Origin of the sequence: Halorubrum cibi, assembly GCF_900182635.1 — an archaeon.
In the GTDB taxonomy this organism is placed as follows: domain Archaea; phylum Halobacteriota; class Halobacteria; order Halobacteriales; family Haloferacaceae; genus Halorubrum; species Halorubrum cibi.
Genome location: NZ_FXTD01000007.1, coordinates 144,630 through 165,178, shown reverse-complemented (window position 1 = coordinate 165,178; position 20,549 = coordinate 144,630). Strand labels below are relative to the sequence as shown.

At 51.2% G+C, this 20,549-nt stretch carries 22 protein-coding genes and 2 pseudogenes; 14 read left to right on the top strand and 10 right to left on the bottom strand.

Annotated elements, in window-relative coordinates; all coding sequences use genetic code 11:
* Positions 1-32 precede the first annotated feature (32 nt).
* Positions 33-692, bottom strand: coding sequence for a queuosine precursor transporter (locus FN829_RS10655; protein WP_142986957.1), 660 nt, complete (start codon positions 690-692; stop codon positions 33-35).
* Positions 693-872: 180 nt separating this feature from the next.
* On the opposite strand from FN829_RS10655, the gene FN829_RS10650 reads away from it, so the two are divergent.
* The 3 genes from FN829_RS10650 to queC all read left to right on the top strand — a co-directional run bounded on the left by FN829_RS10650 (position 873) and on the right by queC (position 2,894).
* Positions 873-1,334, top strand: coding sequence for a 6-pyruvoyl trahydropterin synthase family protein (locus FN829_RS10650; protein ID WP_142986956.1), 462 nt, complete (start codon positions 873-875; stop codon positions 1,332-1,334).
* Complete coding sequence (locus FN829_RS10645) at positions 1,334-2,110, top strand: 7-carboxy-7-deazaguanine synthase QueE (RefSeq protein ID WP_142986955.1); 777 nt, start codon at positions 1,334-1,336, stop codon at positions 2,108-2,110. Before FN829_RS10650 ends, FN829_RS10645 begins: the two co-directional genes overlap by 1 nt.
* Positions 2,111-2,204: 94 nt before the next feature.
* Entirely contained in the window at positions 2,205-2,894 is a 690-nt protein-coding gene (gene queC / locus FN829_RS10640) for a 7-cyano-7-deazaguanine synthase QueC (protein WP_142986954.1), read from the top strand.
* Between the two features lie 257 nt (positions 2,895-3,151).
* Here queC and FN829_RS10635 read toward each other — a convergent pair whose 3' ends face one another.
* From FN829_RS10635 to FN829_RS10625, 3 genes are all read right to left on the bottom strand, one after another.
* Entirely contained in the window at positions 3,152-3,586 is a 435-nt protein-coding gene (locus tag FN829_RS10635) for a hypothetical protein (RefSeq protein WP_142986953.1), read from the bottom strand.
* On the bottom strand, positions 3,583-7,725 hold the full coding sequence (locus FN829_RS10630; RefSeq protein ID WP_281286064.1) for a DEAD/DEAH box helicase: 4,143 nt from the start codon (positions 7,723-7,725) through the stop codon (positions 3,583-3,585). The genes FN829_RS10635 and FN829_RS10630 overlap by 4 nt, the downstream gene beginning before the upstream one ends.
* A 222-nt stretch (positions 7,726-7,947) precedes the next feature.
* Complete coding sequence (locus tag FN829_RS10625; protein ID WP_142986952.1) at positions 7,948-8,898, bottom strand: hypothetical protein; 951 nt, start codon at positions 8,896-8,898, stop codon at positions 7,948-7,950.
* Positions 8,899-9,248: 350 nt separating this feature from the next.
* Here FN829_RS10625 and FN829_RS10620 point away from each other — a divergent pair, with 350 nt between their 5' ends.
* From FN829_RS10620 to FN829_RS10600, 4 genes are all read left to right on the top strand, one after another.
* Complete coding sequence (locus tag FN829_RS10620) at positions 9,249-9,437, top strand: ribbon-helix-helix domain-containing protein (RefSeq protein WP_095637529.1); 189 nt, start codon at positions 9,249-9,251, stop codon at positions 9,435-9,437.
* Positions 9,438-9,755: 318 nt separating this feature from the next.
* Positions 9,756-10,283: a hypothetical protein gene (locus FN829_RS10610; RefSeq protein WP_142986951.1), complete on the top strand. Its 528-nt coding sequence runs from the start codon at positions 9,756-9,758 to the stop codon at positions 10,281-10,283.
* A complete protein-coding gene (locus FN829_RS10605; protein WP_142986950.1) occupies positions 10,270-11,985 on the top strand; it encodes an AAA family ATPase in 1,716 nt (571 codons plus the stop codon). Before FN829_RS10610 ends, FN829_RS10605 begins: the two co-directional genes overlap by 14 nt.
* Positions 11,982-12,446 carry a hypothetical protein gene (locus FN829_RS10600; RefSeq protein WP_142986949.1) on the top strand — a complete coding sequence of 155 codons (465 nt, stop codon included), beginning with the start codon at positions 11,982-11,984 and terminating at the stop codon, positions 12,444-12,446. Before FN829_RS10605 ends, FN829_RS10600 begins: the two co-directional genes overlap by 4 nt.
* A 107-nt stretch (positions 12,447-12,553) precedes the next feature.
* Here the strand turns inward: FN829_RS10600 and FN829_RS10595 are convergent, their stop codons facing one another.
* Together FN829_RS10595 and FN829_RS10590 are read right to left on the bottom strand one after the other, a co-directional pair.
* Positions 12,554-12,838 carry a hypothetical protein gene (locus FN829_RS10595; RefSeq protein ID WP_142986948.1) on the bottom strand — a complete coding sequence of 95 codons (285 nt, stop codon included), beginning with the start codon at positions 12,836-12,838 and terminating at the stop codon, positions 12,554-12,556.
* Between the two features lie 195 nt (positions 12,839-13,033).
* On the bottom strand, positions 13,034-13,261 hold the full coding sequence (locus FN829_RS10590; protein WP_246066499.1) for a hypothetical protein: 228 nt from the start codon (positions 13,259-13,261) through the stop codon (positions 13,034-13,036).
* 188 nt (positions 13,262-13,449) lie between these two features.
* Between FN829_RS10590 and FN829_RS10585 the strand changes: the two genes are divergently transcribed.
* A complete protein-coding gene (locus FN829_RS10585) occupies positions 13,450-14,157 on the top strand; it encodes a LuxR family transcriptional regulator (RefSeq protein ID WP_185955744.1) in 708 nt (235 codons plus the stop codon).
* A gap of 1,189 nt (positions 14,158-15,346) precedes the next feature.
* Here FN829_RS10585 and FN829_RS10580 read toward each other — a convergent pair.
* Positions 15,347-15,643, bottom strand: coding sequence for a PadR family transcriptional regulator (locus FN829_RS10580; RefSeq protein WP_142986947.1), 297 nt, complete (start codon positions 15,641-15,643; stop codon positions 15,347-15,349).
* Positions 15,644-15,901: 258 nt separating this feature from the next.
* On the opposite strand from FN829_RS10580, the gene FN829_RS10575 reads away from it, so the two are divergent.
* The gene (locus FN829_RS10575; protein WP_142986946.1) at positions 15,902-18,247 is read left to right on the top strand and encodes an Eco57I restriction-modification methylase domain-containing protein; all 2,346 of its coding nucleotides are present in this window, start codon (positions 15,902-15,904) and stop codon (positions 18,245-18,247) included.
* Here the strand turns inward: FN829_RS10575 and FN829_RS16440 are convergent.
* The gene (locus tag FN829_RS16440; RefSeq protein WP_394348707.1) at positions 18,244-18,387 is read right to left on the bottom strand and encodes an HNH endonuclease signature motif containing protein; all 144 of its coding nucleotides are present in this window, start codon (positions 18,385-18,387) and stop codon (positions 18,244-18,246) included. The two genes, FN829_RS10575 and FN829_RS16440, sit on opposite strands and share 4 nt — an antisense overlap.
* On the opposite strand from FN829_RS16440, the gene FN829_RS16195 reads away from it, so the two are divergent.
* Together FN829_RS16195 and FN829_RS16190 are read left to right on the top strand one after the other, a co-directional pair.
* Positions 18,376-18,570, top strand: coding sequence for a hypothetical protein (locus FN829_RS16195; protein ID WP_246066498.1), 195 nt, complete (start codon positions 18,376-18,378; stop codon positions 18,568-18,570). The two genes, FN829_RS16440 and FN829_RS16195, sit on opposite strands and share 12 nt — an antisense overlap.
* A 5-nt stretch (positions 18,571-18,575) precedes the next feature.
* Positions 18,576-18,680 (top strand): annotated as a pseudogene (locus tag FN829_RS16190) (7-cyano-7-deazaguanine synthase QueC); the annotation flags it as partial.
* Between the two features lie 14 nt (positions 18,681-18,694).
* Here the strand turns inward: FN829_RS16190 and FN829_RS16435 are convergent.
* The gene (locus tag FN829_RS16435; protein WP_142986944.1) at positions 18,695-19,132 is read right to left on the bottom strand and encodes a hypothetical protein; all 438 of its coding nucleotides are present in this window, start codon (positions 19,130-19,132) and stop codon (positions 18,695-18,697) included.
* Positions 19,125-19,694: a DUF7342 family protein gene (locus FN829_RS10555; protein ID WP_142986943.1), complete on the bottom strand. Its 570-nt coding sequence runs from the start codon at positions 19,692-19,694 to the stop codon at positions 19,125-19,127. Before FN829_RS10555 ends, FN829_RS16435 begins: the two co-directional genes overlap by 8 nt.
* A gap of 108 nt (positions 19,695-19,802) precedes the next feature.
* Here FN829_RS10555 and FN829_RS16430 point away from each other — a divergent pair.
* The 3 genes and pseudogenes from FN829_RS16430 to FN829_RS10540 all read left to right on the top strand — a co-directional run.
* Positions 19,803-19,920 (top strand): annotated as a pseudogene (locus FN829_RS16430) (7-cyano-7-deazaguanine synthase QueC); the annotation flags it as partial.
* Positions 19,921-20,025: 105 nt separating this feature from the next.
* On the top strand, positions 20,026-20,286 hold the full coding sequence (locus FN829_RS10545) for a type II toxin-antitoxin system HicB family antitoxin (protein ID WP_142986942.1): 261 nt from the start codon (positions 20,026-20,028) through the stop codon (positions 20,284-20,286).
* Positions 20,287-20,538, top strand: a complete 252-nt coding sequence (locus FN829_RS10540) for a type II toxin-antitoxin system HicA family toxin (RefSeq protein ID WP_004050680.1) — start codon at positions 20,287-20,289, stop codon at positions 20,536-20,538.
* Positions 20,539-20,549 lie beyond the last annotated feature (11 nt).

The following is a 20,549-nucleotide window of genomic DNA, read 5'->3' as shown; positions in this document are numbered from 1 at the left end:
TTATTTATCACAGAGGCACATTCAACACCTAGCTAAGCCGGCCGTTCCACGAACTCCGTAACAGCGTAGAACGGGAGCGTATCAATCAGCGCCACAAGCAGCTTCACGATGTACTGCCCAGCGACGATCGACACGAGCGCCCAACCCCACGTCGGGTCCCCACCGAGGCCGAGCGCCGGAAAGATAGCGAACCCGAGCGTGATGAACACGACCGTGTCCACGCCCTGACTAATTGCAGTGGAGCCGCAATTTCGGAGCCAGCGATGCCGACCAGCGGTCCGGTCCTTCAAATTGGCGAATAACCGGACATCGAGATGCTGGGCGAACGCGAGCGCGACGACGGAGGCGAGGATGATCGATGCCGAGCCGCCAAGCGTCGAGACGAACGCGTCTTGCCCACCGTAGAAGGGGGCGGATGGCATCCAAATGGCGAGGAAGACGAGCGCATACGCGATGACGAGCGTGACGACGGTGCCGTTGACCACAGTCGCAGCGTACTCTTTCCCGTGATACTCGACGAGCAAGTCCGAGGCGAGGTACGCGACGCCGAACGCAACGAACCCAGCGGGGACGGCGACACCGCCCAGCCCCGGCAGCTCGATCCACGTCAGTTTCGCTGCGAGGACGTTTGCGAGGACGATTGAGCCGGCGAACACGGCAGTAAAAATCGCGCGAGTATCTTCAGTCTGCATCAGCGGTCACCACCGTGTGTGACTGAACAGTTACGCGTGGTGCAGTCTTGCGGTTCGGCCAGGGTGGATACTGGGGGGCAACGAGAGAGTCGGCGGAGAGACGATCGTGAGTGATGCTGCTGTTCCATCGATAGAGTAACGAAACTCAATATTTATATATTCCCCGAATATTCTTCGAGTATGGCTCGGAGTATATCTAGAGACGAATCCGAAGCAGATGTGCTTCGGGAAGCAGGGCAGCGCACACTCCACATTGGAGCGGACAACCCCATCCGAATTAGCTCGGGCCACCGCATCCTCCACCACGACGGGAAGTGCTCGCGGCCACACGGCCACAACTACGAGATCACCGTCGAGGTAAGCGGCGAACTCACCGAAGAGGGATGGGTCGTCGACAAAGGCGACGTGACGGACGTCATCGACGCGTGGGATCATCGATTCCTCGTCGAAGAAGGCGATCCGCTCGTCGACGCGTTCGAAGCGTCGGGCGACGGCGACGCCCTCGTCGTCCTCGATCACCCACCAACGGCAGAGGTGATGAGCGTCCTCCTCGAACAACGGATGCTTGAGGCGTTCCCAGACACCGTCTCGGACGTGTCGGTGTCGGTGAGCGAAACTGGCGAGCTCTGTGCGACCTACTAATGCCGGTCGCAAGTGACGTCGAGGAGCCCACAACGGACGCTGACGCGGCTGGTGAGGGCCTCCCGATCAACGAGGTGTTCTACTCGTTACAGGGGGAAGGAACGCTCGCAGGAGTTCCCTCTGTCTTTGTGCGGACGTCTGGGTGTAACCTCCGGTGTTGGTTCTGTGATTCGTATCATACGTCGTGGGAGCCGACCGGGGCGTGGCGCGACGTCGATTCGATCGTCGAGGAGGTGCAGTCCCACGAGCAGGCGAATCACATCGTGCTCACGGGTGGGGAGCCACTCATCCATGAGGAGTCTGTCGAACTCCTCGAACGGCTCGCCGCAGAGGGGTATCACACGACGGTAGAGACAAATGGGACAATCTACCGGGACGCGCCGATCGACCTGGCGAGTATCAGCCCAAAGCTGGCGAGTAGTACGCCGACATCGGAGCGTGACCCGAAGGGGGAGGGCGAGTGGGAGGAGAAACACGAACAGAATCGGATCGATATGGATGCGTTGTCCCAGATGGTCGATGCGTACGAGACGCAGCTCAAGTTCGTCGTGACCGACGAGTCGGACCTCCCAGAGATCACGGACCTGGTTGATCGGGTGAGAGAAGCGACGGCGACGACCGTGGCGGATGATGACGTGTTGTTGATGCCGGAGGGCATGACGCGCGAGCAACTCGATGGGACGCGAAGCGAGGTCGCCGAGTTAGCGATGGAGTACGGCTACCGGTACACGCCTCGACTGCACGTGGACCTGTGGAACGACGCCCCAGGAACATGAGCACGTCACTCTCAGAGGACGGTCGGAAGAGCGCGGTGCCGCGAGTGCGGTGTGGTGAACAGAGCGATAATCGATTCGACGCAACCAAGCAGACATGAGCAACAAAAGCGCGGTCATTCTGGTGTCCGGCGGGATGGATAGTGCGACAGCTGTCTACGAGGCGATTGAGCAGGGGTACGAGCCGTACTTCCTCCATACGTCGTACGGGCAACGCACCGAAGACAAAGAGTACGAGTGTGCGAAAGCGCTCGCTGAAGAGGTTGATGCGGCTGACTTCCTCCACATCGAAACGGGCCATCTCTCTCAAATCGGCGCGTCGAGCCTGACGGATGAGGAGATGGACGTGGCCGACGCGGATCTTGAGAGTGATGAGATTCCGACGTCGTACGTCCCATTCCGCAACGCGAACCTGTTGTCGATGGCGACATCGTACGCGGAGGCAACCGACTCGGAAGCGCTGTTTATCGGCGCGCACTCGGAGGATTTCTCCGGGTACCCTGATTGTCGCCCGGATTTCTTCGACGCGTTTCAGAACGTGATCGATGTCGGCACAAAGCCGGAGACGGAGATCGAGTTGAAAGCGCCGTTCGTCGAGTGGTCGAAAACGGAGATCGCGGAGCGCGGCTTGGAGCTCGGCGTGCCGTATGAGATGACGTGGTCGTGTTACCGCGACGAGGAGCCAGCGTGTGGGACGTGTGATGCGTGTGCGTTCCGGCTTGAGGCGTTCCGAAATGCCGGGTCACGCGATCCGATCAAGTATGCTGAGCGACCAGAGTTTTCGTAGTTCCGCTATTCCTCATCGTGTTCTTCTAGAACAATTCATGTCTGATGGTTATGGCATGTAAAACTATTTTGTCTATATTGTTATCAATAATCGATTGAATAAACTTGTTAATCCTCCAAGATGGCAAATTACCGGTTCTAAGATACGATCTTTCTCGACCGTTGATCTCACTCAATATCATATCACCAGTATAGGATTTGTACAAAGCCAAATATCCGGTACGATGAGCAAGAATCGTTGCCATCTCAACCGGGGATTCAATCTGTGGCTGATTGTAGAAGAGTCCGTATTAAATTCGCAGGATCCTTATCGTGCGAACAGAGGTGCTGCCTTTTCGTGTTGACGATTTCATCTCTTGATTCTGTGAGCGCACCGTTGTTGATGAAAATAGAACTCTCGTCTGCCGCCATTTCGCCCGGTATTCTCTCGACGATTGTAATTTCGACCTCATTACGAATATCCTCGAGTGCAGCATCCTCTGATGCTTCTTTTGACAGAAAAATCTCGATATCGAGTTCGCCGGCGATAGTGTTTATATTATCTCGAGCCCCCTTTCTTGTAATCACCGCGATTTCTGAGGATTCAGTGACTACTGCCACTTTATCTCCGACTTCGTGTGCCTCCCCAATAAGACGGGCAAATTGTTCGAACTCCGGGACGGTACAGGTGCTATGTGCGTCTGGGGCGCTCACAGTTCATCACCCCATGAGAGATACTCTACTTGATCATCATCCAGTCTTGCCCAGTAGCGTCCATCCTCACGCAGTTTGTGTCGCTCTCCAACTGGGATATCGGAAATAATGTGCTCTACCAAATTCTCTGCAAAGGTGTTGCTGATTGCGTTCGACTGGTCTACTTCGAGGATACTCTCTTCGAGGTGGAGGTTTGCCTTTCCAGAGTCCACGTCCGGAGGATAGAGAAGGTCACGAACGGTTTCAGCCACGATATTCTCGTGCTCAAAGACTTCCTCGAAATCTGATTGAACCGACTCTGTGACATAGCTTTCGGGTTCACCCTCTTGACGTGCCTGTGCCATGTCATGCTTGATCAAGTACAACTCTGACTCGAATGGATTATCTTCAGCGAGATAGTGAATACGCTCAATCCCGGATGCGACCTCCTCTGCAATCCGATTGAGGCTGGGGTCGAAGGTGATATCCAGAATTTGGCTACTGACTTGCTTAATCTGGTCCATGACGTCCTCCCTATGCTTAGCATCCTGAAGAGCGGTTATCGAGATGTCTTCTTGGAAGATCTCCCATGGAGCACGCCCAGTATCATCGGCGCTTTCGTCTGAAGCCCAAAGCCGATCGCTGAGGATCTGACTATTGTGAGCTAGTCGGTATATGGAGTTGACTACCGCAGTCGGATTCTCTCGCATTTCATCGTTAAATAGCTCAATAATACCCTGCCCTCCCTGGGATTTGTCGAATACGTGAACCTCGTTATTTGACCCTATCCCGTACATCAGGCCTCTTGGATCCGAACCAGTTACGTCAGCAATTAGCAATGTGAGGAAGTGTGCTGCAGTCGCCTTGGCCGCTCGCTCTTCGTCAATATCATCGAACGGCTTATGACGACGAACAAATTCGAGAATTTTTGTTCCCCGTTCAGATTCAAAGATATCGGTCAAAAATTCAGAGACATCCCAACGGATACCGCTAGTCTGTAGAATGAATCCAAAGTCAGAGTCGGTGCCAAGTCGCTGAATTGGTGGGTCATCATCGCTTGCTCTGACAAACTCGCCATCTCTACGTTGGTACAAACTGACCTCCAGCTCAACGCCTTTTAGGAGTGCTTCCCCTTCGACTAGTCCTGCACTCAGTGAACCCTGTTCATAACTCCGTTGACTGGAGATGAATTCCATCTGAGTGCTCACAATAGGCTGAGCATACGCCTTCCCATACTTTACATCCGCAAAGTCAGCCATCTGCTCGTTTGTTATCGGGTGGAAGGTATCGGGGTGGAGTGGGAAGATCTCGTCTGCCTCATCCCCAGAAAAGTCGGTTAACTCTTCGAGCTCGATCGTATTCGGAATATGGATGTCCTGCTGAACATACGTACTTTCTTCGGAAAACTGGATCTCGGCCGATCCATCTCGCTGACGAACCTCTGGTAGATAAGCTTGTGCCGAGCCTGACTCGAGATACTCTGCTTTGAACGGTAAGTACTTGCCAAAGAGCACGTCAATCGATTCTTGTGACTGGTTTTGAGATCCAGTATCTCGGACTTGGGACAAGCTAAAGTATCGGCCTGCGTTATCGAAGTAATCATCTGGTACATACCATATCTCGGCGTCCGGATTATCCCGATGCTCTTCACTGATCCGAACCGGCTTCTCATACTCGTTTTCGTGAATCTGACAGGCCCGATTGAAGAAATATGCACTCTGGAGCAAGCCTTTGTATGCAGAGAGACTGCCATGTGCTGTGCCCATGTCACGGACCGTGAGATACGATTTGATCCCTTCTAGAGATTGTAAGAGCTGATCGATGATGTCTCGCTGTTTGAGTTCCTGAGCAAGGTCTCCTTCTTTGAGGACATCGAGGGACTCTTGGATATTTCCGACCTCACTAACTGTAATCAATTCCTCTTTCTGTTCCTCACTAGCTTTAAACAGAATGGGCCCTAGTGCGTCAATCCCTTCGTTGACTGTTTGGATTGCATCATCGATGTCTTCCTCTGTGATATTTGACAAATTCAAATAGATTTCTTCGAAATTTTCGCTGCCTTCGAACGACCCTTTCCGAACAATATCTATCTGTGAACGAACTTTTTCGGCTAACTCTCGAACTCGTTGAATACGAGTATTTGGAATCGTTGCTTCGTTCCCTCCACCAATGAGCGCTCGTTTCTCTCGGAGGTCTGCCCGAATTTCTGCCTTTTTCCTATTTAACGCGGACTCCACTGTACTTAGACTTCCATTATTTTTGAACAGTTTAGGCGCTACTGGACTAATGTCCAACAGATCATTTAACTCGTTATCAGGCTCTGTGAGGAACCGGTGGTAACGTTCGTACCCGATCTCGTCGCAGAAGACCTTCTGTATGAATCTCGATTCGTGTCGGTTATTATACCACCCCCCTCCGATGTCATCGTAAAGTTCGTGAATGCCAGTATAGATCTCACGATAACGGTCGTGAACCCACCTAATTACCTCGTTGTGGGGGTTTAGTGGTGTATGAACATCGCCAGATAAGAATCGATCTGCCCGATAGAAAAAGTTCTGGTCCCCAGCGTATCTTGAAAGAAAAACCTGAACGTGCGTATCGTCTTTTTTCGATCGTCCACCCCTCCCGGCACGCTGTTTGAAAGTTGCCAAGTCTGACGGAGGTCGATATTGTCCAATAAACTCAAGATCGTCAATATCCATCCCTACCTCAAGAAAACTCGTGGAATTGATGATTTCATTACCTATTAGATCATTAAGATTGTCATCAGAATCCGCATGGATCGCTACCGGTCCGTTAAAATCTTTTCTGAAGTTTCTGTTTGCAACATCTGCTATATTCTTCCAATCGCCTGCGGCATCGGTCTCATCCAGGTTAATGTGCTTCCGATACAGAAGTTTCTGTTTCGCATCTTTGATCTGTTGAGAGAGCCGTTCGACTTGGCTTGTACTATCTATGAACGTGAGTGATTTCGAGACGCTATCGTCCTCTTTGAGCAGGGAGTGGCCACTCAGAAGGGCTTGTTGAATGTATTGTGAGGCAACCCCTGGGGAATTTTCACCTCCCGGAGTAATCATAAAATAAAAATGCTGTTTGTCGTTATTATCTTGGTCGATGTCTATTTCTCTATTTCTGACATACCGCATTTCGCTGTCCGTTCCAGAGGTATTGAACCCGAATAGATCCGATGCAAATTGGGGCGGATCGGCGACTGTGGCGCTAGCACCGATGAATGTTGCCGCTCCCGATCCCTCATCATGCTGTTCACGCATCCACTGAATATTTTGAATAATATGTGAAGCATGTGAGCCGCGAACGCCAGTATATTGGTGAATTTCGTCAAAAACGAAGAAATCGGTCTGTGCGAGGATATCGTAGTGAGGCTTTAGTCCAATATTCTCGAATGACTCCAGTGTCGTGAAGATGACTTGCGGACGTTCATCCTCGGTAAGTAGTCTGACCCCCTGCCTGTGAAGCGTGAGTTGGCGAGAATCAAATTCAAATTCACCGTCAGCTGTTCGAGTGATATAGTCCTTGCTTCCCTCCTCATACCCCGCAAGGTACTCTGTCGAATCGATTTGGTCGACATAGAGCCCGGTATCATTTTTTGATTCATCCCAGTGACTAAGAATTCTCAACTGACTTCCTGATGGGGTTGTACTGGAGGAAGATTTGAGATGATCCTTGCCTGAGTCCGCAACTGCCCTCCTTGTAAACGGTACATCGCTCGACCAAATACCAATACCGGGTTGTTGGTAGCCCTCCAATTGGCTGAGGTTTACCGCTCGTTCCAGCATCGTGCTCAGTTGATCTCTAAGCAGTGCGCGACTCGGATAGACACAAACAGCGGAATCGACTTCTGTATCCTCAGCCGCAATTTTATGGAGCATTTCACCCATGATACCGCCCGTTTTTCCGAACCCTGTCGGAGCAGATAGAACAACACCCTGGTCAGTTCCAGTTCTCCGGGCGGACTCGTGGGCGTTCCGAATTTGTCGCCACGCCTCGAGTTGGAAACGAAGCGTTTCTTGCTTATCACCAAATCCGAGGATGTCTAGATATGTCGGTATATCTATGTCTGAGTACTCGGATTCGAACTCAGAATAATGCTGACGTTTGGGTCGTGGTCTGTCCCGGTTTGCATACCGGACTGATTCCACGATGGAGTTGCCCTCCTGGTAGTCGTGGTACTCCCTAACTTGGCGATTATTTATTGCTCCTTGAATTATCGCCCGAGGTAGGTCACCAAGCGAGGAATTCGATAGATCAGTGGCCTTGTCTGCGTGTCTCACGATTTAACTATGTGGTTGACTGATGATTACTAAAGTATTCTCATCAACTATTTGTCGCTAGAAAATCACAATATACTCCACATTTGCAGCCTAAGAGAGACGATCGAGCTCGTGGCCTCGAGGATCACTCTCACGACGTTGACGAGAGTAATCCTTGGACAGTATTTTTTTGAGTTCGATGCCCTTGTCGATTTCAAGAAAAAGTTCGAGAATAGGTGTCTCGTATTTACCGAATTCATCTTGGTATTCGAGGCTTACGTTGAAATCGAACGATCTCTCCATACATAACCTGTTTTCATCTACATCGAACTGATCGACGATTGTGACTTGAATACGCTGTAGGTCGTTCATTTCAAATTCTCCGACTAATGCTGCGTACTCCGGATCTCCCGCTAACTCACAGAGGCTCGGGTTCCACCCTTCCTCGCAAAGTTCTTTCAATTGGTCTGCTGTCAATTCTTTTTTGATATTTCTCAGGGCCTCAATAATATACGTTTTCTCAATAATAGACATCATCCGAGAGAATGCCACAGGATCATCTTCTTCCTTGATTTTCCCGAAACAGAGAATCTCGATAATGACTTCAGATTCCCCAGAAGCGAGTTCATTGCCTGCTGAAGGTACCCACTCAAGGTCGCCGTTCTCTTCGGTCAGTCCGCTGCTCGATTGTCGCACCGCGCGTGACCGGAATGGCTCAGATTCGAGCGTAATATCATCATGAGGAACGAATTCAACTTTACCGTGAAGATTTTTTGCCGCACCTCCTCCCGAGTTTTTCACAATTACGCTAAGTTCGCTGCGATCCTTGCCAGCAACTTCAAGACTTTGTACGGAGGCACGTTGTGCTTCTTCGCTAGCGTGAGTCTGGTCTTCGATCAGATCATTTTGCTCCTGATATACTCGCCAGGTCAGATAGGCTAGTACTGCGGATGCTATAGGTGCAATGAAACTCGGAATCGCTCCGAGAGCGCTAAGATACCTCACAATACTGCGAACGAAAGTGGTTATCACATAGCGAAAGATAACCCAGATCAGATCCATTAGAACACTCATCTTTTATTTACTAAATCTATAACCAGAGATCATCTTATTTGATTCTGTTGGAATCCTCAACAGAAGATATCTTACTTTGTGTGCTAAGGGTGGGTCATAAAATGAGTGGATGGTTTGGTCCCCTTCCAGTCTCTATCATCACGACCAAAGTCAGAGAGTTGCAGTAGCCATCTACATTAGCGTCTCGTTGGTTCTAATCGCAGAATAACGAGTGACCAACTCGATTAGACGCAAAGTGAAGTTTCGACCTCGCTATAGAGCGTATTGTAGAGGGAACTGTGAGTGAGTCTAGTGTGCTGTGCGACACGCTGAAGATATTCCTCTGCGAATACAAGCGTATGCCGAAGGTCAGCGTCGAAATCCCTCAAGAACTGCTTGATGACCTCGACGAACACGTCGGTGACGAGGGAAAGTTCGTCAACCGAAGCGACGCGGTTCGGGCATCGATCCGCAAGACACTCGATATGCTCGATGAGATCGATGAACGGCACGGGCGGGTTGAGACAGACGAAACTGAATCCCACTAGCCGTAACCAACCGAATCGAGGGAACACGACGTACGGTTGGACAGCAAGTTATACAGCCAGCGCTGGATGATCGAGACTGTCTTTTCGGCTATCAAGCGTTGATTCGGGCCTACTGTCCACCCTCGTGTGTGAAACCGCGAGTTCCGTGAGCGGGTGTTGGCTGCCATCGTCTACAATCTTGGACAAGTGATCAAGCAACGACTTCGACGCCGTCTTCGGATTCAACAAAACAGAGATGTGAATTTCATCCTTATGAGTTGTATGTTAATTACCATACCGTTTATTATCCGTGAGATTAGCTGATGGAACGGTGTCATAATGGGGATTACTTCCCAAGTAAAGAACGGGGGATGGGGTGCGGTAGCTGTGTACCTCTATACTCTATTCGTCTTCTTATACTGGGATATTCCCTTGATTTCCACAGATCGAATCGCACTTGCAGTAGCAGCCGCTCCAGCGCTCGTACTGATGTTCAGTGTCGTTGCCGCCAACGACTGGCTCAATGATTACTGGGCGGGAGGGAATCTGAAGCGTTCCACAGAGACGATAGATAGGATTACCGGAGAAAGCGACTTCTATGACTCTGCCCCGCAGGAAATTCAAGAATCGATTGATGACTTCGACGAGTTAGGTTATAGCCATCATGTAGCTATTCTTGCTGGAATCGCACTCGCAATCGCAGTGCCCATTACAGGGTATCTGGTTGCTGGATTCGTGGGAGGAATCAGCGGTGTTGTACTCGCTATTGTTATTCTTCGCGTGCTCTCAATCCGATCATACCGTGAGTTGAATCGTCTCGCAAAACAGATGTCCGTCCCGTACGAAGAAAAATATGAAAATCAGTAGACTTGAAGTCAAGAACTTCGCAATCGAGGAGAGTCCGACAATCAACCAGGAGTCGATCGCGGGAGATGACTTGCTTCTCTCTGGCGGGAACCGATCTGGGAAAACACTCACGTTCAACGCGATCCTTTATGCGCTGTACGGACGTTCTGGAACATTTGGGGTTACGCCGGGTCAGCGCAGCACTGTGAATGCGTACTTCGACAACGCCGATACAGTATTTCGAGGGCGGAACCACACCTACGAAAGCGATGGCAAGTCGCTTGATGCTGATGAGGGTGTGGAATCAAATGTCGGCCCAGAGGAGGATGTTCGCATTCAGTTTATTCCTGCAAATCCAGCATCTCAGCCAATTAGTGCTCTGTCTGCGGAGGAGTTACTCAATAGGATCAGGGCGTTACTCAGTGCTGAGAGTCAGGTCGAAATTGAACGGCATCGCCGTGCAAAGCATGATTTGGTCCATCTTCGAGAGATTCGAAGACGTGGGGAACGAGAACCAAGCATCAGGCAACTGGAGGAGGATCTAAATTCACTACCTATCTCTCAAACTCGAAACCGGATTGAAGATATTGAAGAACTTGAAGAGTTGATTGAGTCGGGGGAGATTGAAAGTATCAGCGCTCGGCTGCAGAGGAAAGACGAGGTCGCAGAACGGCTAGATGAACTCTACGATCGGCGACGAGCACTTGAAGACCAACTGAAGCAGAAGCGGCGTGAGCTCGGTGATACATCCAGATACACGCAGAAGGTGAACGATCTAATCATCGACGCCATCCAAGAGTTCACCTGTCCCGTGTGCGGACGGCTGGTTGAAGAATCGACAGCGCGAAACCGGTTACCGAACAGGTGTCCCCAGTGTGGCCGTGAACGTGACCTCACGGAACTACGTGAGCAGCTTCGAGAGAAAGTCGAGAATGCTGATGATAGAATTGAGGTCCTGAAAGAAGAGATTGGGGACCTGGAGGAAGAGCTCTCAGAGGCCAAGGCTGAAATCACCGAGCTCAAGAAATCTGAACCCGAGTTGCGTGACCTCAACCAGTTTGTCAGGACTGCTCTCAAGCAGGCGGAGTACGATATTGAGCAACTCCAAGAAACGACAGAGGCAGAGCTCACTCAAAAACGAGAAGATCTAGAAGAATTTGAAGCTCAGAAAGAAGAACTCAGCGCCCAGCTAGAGAGACGAAGACATCTTGTAGACGCTATCGACGAGTCGATATCCGCTGCGGAACACCGCATTGAGGTACTTGAAACGGAGGCGTTCGAAGAAATTCGAGACACCTTCTCAGACCGGATTTCGCAAGTGTACCAAGAAATTGCTCCTGATCTCGGCACAGAGGTTGGGTTGACTCCAGATGGCGAATTGGAATTCCCGGGAACAGGGTCAGAAGGCATTCGTCCGTATGACCGCCTCAGTAGTGGTGAGAAACGATTGGTTAATCTTGCATTCGGTCTTACAGTGGCACAGTTCGCTCAGGAAAACGAGGATGTACATAACTGGGAGGTCTTAGTCCTTGACGAGCCGCTTACGAATCTTGAATCGGACATTCAGGACGCGGCCGCACGATATTTACGGAATACAGATATCCAGTGCATTATGACCTCTCCACTTGATCGAGTTCAATCTCACTTCCAAGACGATCAGTCGCAGATCATCCAATTAGACCGTATTCACACTGAATCGACAACTCTTGATGAGTACCTATGAGTGACGAGGACCACCATCCAGAGTTGCTCCTCTTACACGAGACGGGTGGAGAGATCGAAGGGCGTGGAAAGTATCATAAACTGCTCGATCGCTATCGTCGTGAATCGGGAGATACTGACGTAGATTCCGTCCTCAAAGAGCGAGGGCCGTTCAACGAAGGTCTCTCACGAAGCATCAAACGGTACATCGACATGGGAATCGTTGAGACGGATGAGGGGGGACAGTCCCGAGACGTCGAAGAAACGGAGAAAGGGAAGCGGTATGTGAGTGGATTTGAGCGCACAAAATCATATCTCGATGATTCGTTCCAGAGTACGCAGGGGCGAGTCAAGAGAGTCGCTCAAAGATATGGTAACAAAAGCATGTCCGAATTGGTGCAAGAACCTGACGTTCAGGAGGATAAGCAGCGGTCACTCGGAACCCCGCTTTCGGAAGAATCTGATTCGCAAAAAGAAGAATAAACAATACAGAGTGCTCCCGTTGGAATCACTTTGAGTGATTCCGGCCGCAATAGGTAATCAAATCGCTCTCGCGGCGTCTCTCGGATTCTTGATTGGGCGATTGATGACTACGATTCGAACGATGCCCCGACTCCGTCAGCGATCGCTTGGAGATCGGCCTTCCGGAAGGTAGAGTCGTCGGCCGCCTCTAGCGACTCTGCGATGCCGACGTGCGCCCGGATGAGTCGACGCATCTGCGATGTTGATGATCGACCCGCCTTGTCAACATCGACTCCGAGTGCCTCACAAATCGCTTGTAGCTCCTCCTTCGTGAACGAGGCCTTGATTTCCCGTTCGAAGCGGCCCGTCGCCACTCGAATCGCGTTTTGAAGTTCTTGGACGGTCGGACTCATGACTCTCCACTCTCCGCTTCTCCCCCTCAAAGTTCCTACTCAGCGGCAGTGTCGGGATGTCGTCGTCGTGGAGTTCTCGTAACCCACGAGCTGATTCGACATAGAACGAATAGTCTCAACCTATATTAAGACACAGTCCGAACGCGGGCAGTCGCGTTCTTCGACGTTGACTGATAGGCGACGCTTTTGTTTTTTTTAAATTGACTCCCAGACGTCGATGTCCATGTCGGCTGAGCTGAAGACCACGTCTTGCTCTCGGTCGATGATTTTCGCGGTGGTGACCTCGTGTTGATGTTCTTTGACGAGCGTTATCGCCTCCGTGTAGGATGAACACGGGATCACTCGTGTATCGGCATGGTCATCAAGGAGTTTCACTCTGATTCGCCCGCCATACTCCTCGGTGGGCTCTATGTAATTTGTCATGACACGGGAGTTCTCAAACCCCACGCAAAAGCATTGGTGCCCGGATGTCTGTCTGTTACGGGACTTATGACTAAGAGATTGGGCTAAAACGGGAAGGTTCAGTCTTGCGACTTTACGACTAAGTGTACTGTTACAGTGGATCGATTTACAATAGTTTAAGTCAATACATGAGGGCTAGCTTCAGCGCAATGAATCACCACGATCAGTTTACAGAACAGGGCAAATATACAATGCATCTTCAGGAACACACACCACTCTCTGAGCAGCAAGCAAAGATACTTGCGCTCCGGAAAATGGGAAACACTACCGAAGAAATAAGCGATCAGCTCGGTGCGCATCCAGAAGTCGTTGAAACAATTTGGAATGACGTGCTTGAACAGTGGAATCTTGCCCAAAATCTCTGTGGGATAATGGGGCCAGATTCTCGAAGGGATGGGGAAAACCGCAAAAAGAACGTTTTTGACGACTCACCTTGGAGACTCAAGACTTCTGGTGGAATGAGTTACTCTGATGAAGATCGCAGCCGTGTTGAGCTTGAATTATATGAATGGGGAACCATACCGGGATACAAATTCCTTCTGATCGAACGCGAAATTTCAGACCCTACCTACGATAGTATGGAGACTACGGAGATTCGAAGTATACATTCTAAAGATGGGCTCCATGCATATATTTATCATGATGCGGACACGCTTGACGAAGTCTACCTACGTGTCGCGTTGCTACATGAGGCTGGTATTGATCCGAATTCAAAGTACGCGCCACTAACGAGAGACCTAATTGGTCGAGAAATTACTGAAACTGAACGGGAAGAGGCTCTGGCGCTGTGGCTGAGCAGAGTTACAAAACACTGGTCAGGTGATATTCACATCGGAACTGAAATAAGTTCTAGCTAAAGCCATCCGTTTGACTCTGTTGGAGAGTCTGGCCGTTATCGTATATCCACTCAACGTAGTACTTGTTGTGAATCTCCTCGCTTTACCCTGTTGGGTAATGATCAAGATGCCCAGTTTCGCTTTCAGGCATGTGATGTCTGTTAATATCGTCTACAGCAACAACTGGCTACACACGCTTAGTTAGATGATTCCACAGTATTAGCGTACGAGAGTTCAACAGATCAGTAGAATAAGCGTTGCGCCATTGCTCAGCCCAAAGGGGTCAGCTTTGGACCCTGATTTGCTCGCCAATGAAATAGCTATTTTCTGCTTGGAGCCGAACACGATATTCTTCGCCCGCGTTTCCGTTTTCAACGTGGATATGTCGACCTTTGTACTCAGCAATCGCGTTCCCACTCCCACTGATACGGTCGACAGTGACTGTTACTTCAGTCCCATCGAGTTGAGACATTGAGGTGGATGTTGAGCTGTTGGATGTCTTGTTCTGCTTCGACTTCGATTGCGACTCCGACTGCTGGGATGAGCGCTTGTGCTTTTCCTGCGACGTCACTTTCCCGTCAACGATAACGTTCGTCCCTTTGCGAGCCCGGTCATGGAACGTTCCTTCACTGTCACCGACTGTCCCTGGTGCTGAGTCACCGATATCGTGTGCTTGGGTCTTGGCGGTGACCGTAGCCGTAGCGGTCCTCATTCGAAGCCATACGAGTAATTATATGTTGTTGAACTTAATGGTATGTGTTGACAATCCGCTGGTGAACGGCAGCTATAGACTGATGTCCCGGAGTCGCCCCATTTCGTTTAGATACTCGTGAAGTTGAACGTACACGTCAGCAGAGCTCTGGTTAGGAGATTTATGATCTGCTACTGTGGAACGCCGCACAGGGAACTGACCCAACGCCCGCTGTTCAGTACTGGCGCGGCCGAGAGGGCGAAGTCGACTTCGTCTTCAAGGTTGGAGAGACGCCGGTCCCAATCGGACTCGCATATCGGTCACGGACCCGTGAGACCACGCTTGAAGCGCTTCAGGAATTCCAAGACACATACGACGCCCCAGTTGGGTTCCTCCTCGCGGGCGACACTGTCCGTGGGGCCGAACCAATTCAGCAACCCAGCGACGGCATTATTGAACTGCCATACTGGCTGTACCTCTTGCTCTGTTAGGGGTGTTTTTGCCAAAAAAACCTTGACGTCAGTCGTTGGTCACCGACTCCGGATGGTCGATATATTGAGCCTCCCACTCTCCCCGGGCAGTGATTTCTCGTGTCCCGCGACGAGTGACGGCGTAGACGTTAGTTCGACGGTCTTTTTCACCTTTTTCGACAAGTCCCTTTTCGACGAGGGTGTCCAAATTAGGGTAGAGGCGTCCGTGGTGGATCTCTGTTTCATAGTACTCTTCGAGTTCGTCTTTAATGGCGAGTCCATGTGGACTGTCAAGGCCTGAGATAACGTACAGTAGATCACGCTGGAAGCCAGTCAGATCGTACATAATTTAGAATTTAGTATCTACTTTAAAATACCCTCTGGGAAATGGCTACAGAACCGCTTAACCTACTGAATGGTTCTGAGGTAGTCGGAGGTTGGGGGAGACCTCGTCAGAATGTTTGATCGGGTGTTGTATGCGTACTTGAATCTTTGTCAATCAATTCACCTATTCTAGACGTTTTTATAATTATATTGGGCTTGGAATGTTATTTTTGACTATTCTAGCACGAGATTTTATATATAGGGCATAGGAACAGATGTTATGACGAGCGATCATACCATATCGAACACGCCGCTTACGGCTCCATCTAATACCGTTCCGAAAAACGGGCAGACTCCTGATGAGGGACTCAGCGCAGGGAAAGCACATGATTTGGATTCCGGAATTAACCCATTCGAGACAAACATTCCTGAGTCCACCTCGGACTACCCAGCCCCACCCTATGATGAACAGGCCGATATTGACGGACTCGTTAAGATACTCAAAGAGGTCGCCGAGGAGATCGTCGAAAAACTAGATACTCGTCAACGAGAGGAATTCCAAGAGCAACTTGCTGCGTGGTGTGAAAAGCATGGATTTGACTCGGTCGAGCAGTCGCATACACGGACGCTCATCGCACGACAGGCGGCGTTGTATTTGCTGTTGAAAGCAACACTGTACGAACGATATACTCATCAGGGAGAGCTGCCATCGCTGTCTGCCAAGCGAGATATTGGATTTCTTTTGGAGGGGGTGTGGGCCCACGATGTTGAGATTGGGTGGTGTATTCTCGATGATCTTATCTCGCAGCTCAACTACGGCACTGTCGAACATATTCTCGCGGTGCGTGAGGAGCTCAACGAGTCTACCCAACCTGCGGAAGATATTGGACGCGTGTACGCCGTTCTGTTACCAAAGACAGATCGACTAACACTTGGACAGTTCCGGACACCGCCAGGACCCGGGAAACTACTCCGATGGTGGGCTGTCAGAGGGGATGATACAGTCCTTGATCCGGGGATTGGTCCGGGAATACTCTCGTCGTCATTCCACCCGAACTGGAAGATAGGTACTGATGAGAAGTCGGTTGTTGGCGTCGACAGGAGCCCGTTGTCGACACTGATGGCGAAGACAACGATGATACTCTATAGGCAACCCTACGAACTCCGAGAGACTGATTTTCTTCAACTCTCTCGGGAAGAACTGCCAAACATTGATAGCATCGTCTGTAATCCGCCATACACCCAAATATCTGATAGCACGGCGGCGTATCAAAGCACAATCGACAGATTTCAAGAGGACAGTGATACGTCGATAGAGAGAAAGTCACCGTTGTATTCGCATTTTATCACGCATGCCACGACATTGTTAGATGATGGAGATCGGTTTGCGCTCCTCATCCCAGCGGCGTGGATGCATACTCAGTACGGGGTTGAGCTAAAGCAGTTCCTGCTAGATGAGTATGAGATAACGGCCGTCATCGGACACGGATCGAACGACTTCATTACGGGAGCAGATGTGAGTTCAGTGATTGTTCTATTAGAGCGCACAGAAGATCAAGCGGTACGAAACCACAATGAGATCGTGTTCGGCAGATTGACTGAGAGCATCGCTTGGATCGATGAACACGGGGGCGTCGGCCAGATACTATCCAAGATAAGGGATGATGACGCATCTGGGACTCCCGCGTTCGAATCGGTGACGCGACAGCAAGGCAAGGTGGATCCCGAAGCTAATTGGAGCCAGTTCATGCAGTCTACAGCAATTACCACGAAAATCAGCAATCACCATCATCTGGCCCAACTACAGGATTTTGCTGAAGTATCGTATGGGAGGACCACCGGGAACAACAAGAGATTCTATCTATCCGATGAGGAGTGGCAACAAGAGAATATTGAACCAGCGTATCAGTATCCGTTATTGAAGGGCCCAAAAGACCACGACGAATATGTACTCACCGATGAAGATATCGACAAATCACTGTTTCATGCGGCAGCAGATGAATCAACACTTGAACCGGAGGCTAGAGAGTATATTGAGAAAGTAGAATCCGAACTTGCCGAGATGGAGGATACCACCAAGGAAAAGCGGGTAAACTCCGCACCTGGTCCCTGGTACTATATACAACCTAAGCTCTCAGAGATGACACTTCCATATGGCATCCATGATCGACATTCCATTTATATAAATAACACAAATGCGCACACGCACAAGCGGTTCGTTTGTATTGATCCACATGAGAAAGTCACCCAAAATATCCTATTCGCACTCCTGAATTCCACCCTCGAAACACTCCTCCTAGAACTCCACGGGGTGGTCCGGAATGGGGGCTTGCTCGAAATGAAGTCGGTGGGTGAATTACCGATGATTGACTTAGACAAACTAACAGCGTCCGATCGTGCCGGATTACAGGCGGCCGCTGAAATGCTAAAATCGGAGGGCATTCAGCCGCTCCGAGCACAACTTGGGACGGCCGATCCGAACGCAGTCTCTATTGAGACAGTCGTTGATTCACAACGTGCCATCGACGAGATCGTGATGGGAGACGTGATGGGGTTGTCACAACAAGAGCAAGAACAAGTCTATCAAGAGGTGCTACAGCGAGTTACAGAGCGGATTAGTTCTTAAATGACACCATCCCCCTGGCTCGCGTCTGTCTTTGCGAAGAAGCGCGCATGACGAGCCTGATGACACGAACTACAGAGTGTTCGAAGATTTTCGATGGCATCTGCCCCTTCTCGGCTACGTGGTAGAACGTGATCAAGCAAATCAATACGAACATCTTCCTCGGCCTGAAGGCGGAGGTCGTGGATGACGTGCCGTCGATCCCTTCCGAGTTCAAGAAGGATCTTCCGAACTTCGACAAAGGACAAGCCGTCGTGAAAGCACCGGATGTAGAGGCCGTTGGAGTGAAGGGCCTCCCGTACTGCGTCACCCAACACGGTAACTGACCATTCCGGCGTGTGGGTTGTGTGACGCGTGTGCGTTCCGGCTTGAGGCGTTCCGGAATGCTGGGTCACGCGATCCGATCGGGTATGCTGAACGGCCGGAGTTTTCGTAACTCACGAGTCGATTTTACTCGTCCCAGAAGGCCTCGATCCGTTCGTCAAGACGAGCGAGTACGGTGGCGAGCGCGTCTCGCCACTCGGGTGGATACTCAGCATCGTCGCCTGGTGTTGCTGCATCCGGAGGCGGGTGAAAATGCTCGCGGGTGTTGTGATCGTTGGGGTGGCGATCCCATCGACACTCCCACGAATTGTTCGTCTGATACTGCTCGGCGTAGTGGATGCTGAAGTCGTCGGTCTCGAACCATCGGATTCGAAGTGACGCACGTGTAACTCCGCTAGGAAAGTACCCGAGGTCGTAGTCAGCAACGACAGCGTTTGGCGCATACGCGGGCCGTGTATGGATACTCTCGAATCGGGCGCTTCGGAGGAGGTGAGCAGCAATCCGGTCGAGAATTGCAGCATCGATTGGGCCAGTACTGGGTGGATCGCCCGGCTGCTCAGGCATCGATGTGACTGGGAGTGCTACCGGAGGGCGGGTGGTCACGTCGCGCCGCGTCGAGGAGCGCTGCTCGCTGTTCAAGCGTCTTCCACTCAGAGAGTGCCTCCCACGCGTCTTCAGTTGCTCTGTCTTGACTGGCGTCGACGAGAGAGACGTCGTTCGGATCGGCTGCGTCGAACTGTGTTCTGTACGCGTCGATCTCGTCGAGTGTGTCTGCAAGGAGGTCAACGATTTCCTGCTCGGAGTATTCGTCGCGGAGACGGTCGATGCGTCGCCACTGAAAGTACGCGTCGTTGCGCTCGTACCGGACGGGCCGCCCGTCATGGCGATGGACCATGCCCATCTCATCGAACCACGCGAGATAGTCTCGGGCAGTCTCAGTCCCGCAGTCAGCGAGGTCAGCGATCTCGGAGACCTTTGTGGGAGTTCGAAGCCCGGTGATGACATCAAGGAGCCGTTCGCGGGTCGGTCCGTCTTTGAGAAGCGTCTCAGGTGACTCAAGTTCGGTGAGGTCCGGCGGCGATTCCGCACCGTCGTACGCTTCCTCAGGGATGTCAGTAACGTCCATTCGTGTCGCCTCGTTAGTACAGACGTCGGTTCGTAGCGACATATATCTGTGGTCTACTGAATTAATTCTGTTTTACCGTAGCTTGGTGTACCGGACGACATCAGGTAGTCGTGTTATCGGGATGAGGTGCCGGCGTGTGGGACGTGTGATATCTATGCGGCTTGAGGCGTTCCGGAATACCGTGTCACGTGATCCGATTGGCTATGCTGAGCGGCCGGAATTTTCGTATTCATCGGCCAGTCCGCGTCCTGCTTTTGTAGCGGGGCTGTGTGTTCACCCTCTCGGTCGCAGCCGACAGAACGCTTATTCGAGCGGTCCACGAAGAAAGAGTATGGCGAGTGCGACACGCGACGCATCCAACGGGGAAGGCGTCGAGTTCATTCACGAGGATGACGGCTCGATCACTGCGAGAGATATCGAGACCGGTGTCGCCTCCTTCGGCGAGACGAAAGCGGAAGCGCTCCGGATGCTTGCGGAGGCGATCGAACTTCACGAAGGCGGCGGCGAACCCGTCACTGATGAGGATATCGAAGAGTGGGACCTCGAAGAGACGGAGCCCGGTGACAAGGAGCTTCCCGAATTTATGCGGTGAATGGTCCGGACGAACTTCTCCGGGCGCGAGATTGCGTCTGTCCTCCACGACTTCGGGTACAAGCGTGTCGGTCGTGTCGGTAGTCACCTGAAAATGCGGTATGAATCACCAGATACGGATGAAGTCCGGATCGTGACTGTTCCGATGGCGTCAGAAGACGAAATCCCGACTGGAACGCTGCAGTCGATTGCTGATCAGTGCGGAGCCGACGACTTCCACGCGTGGTGTGAGTGGATCGACGAGCACCGGTGACGATCGGCTCG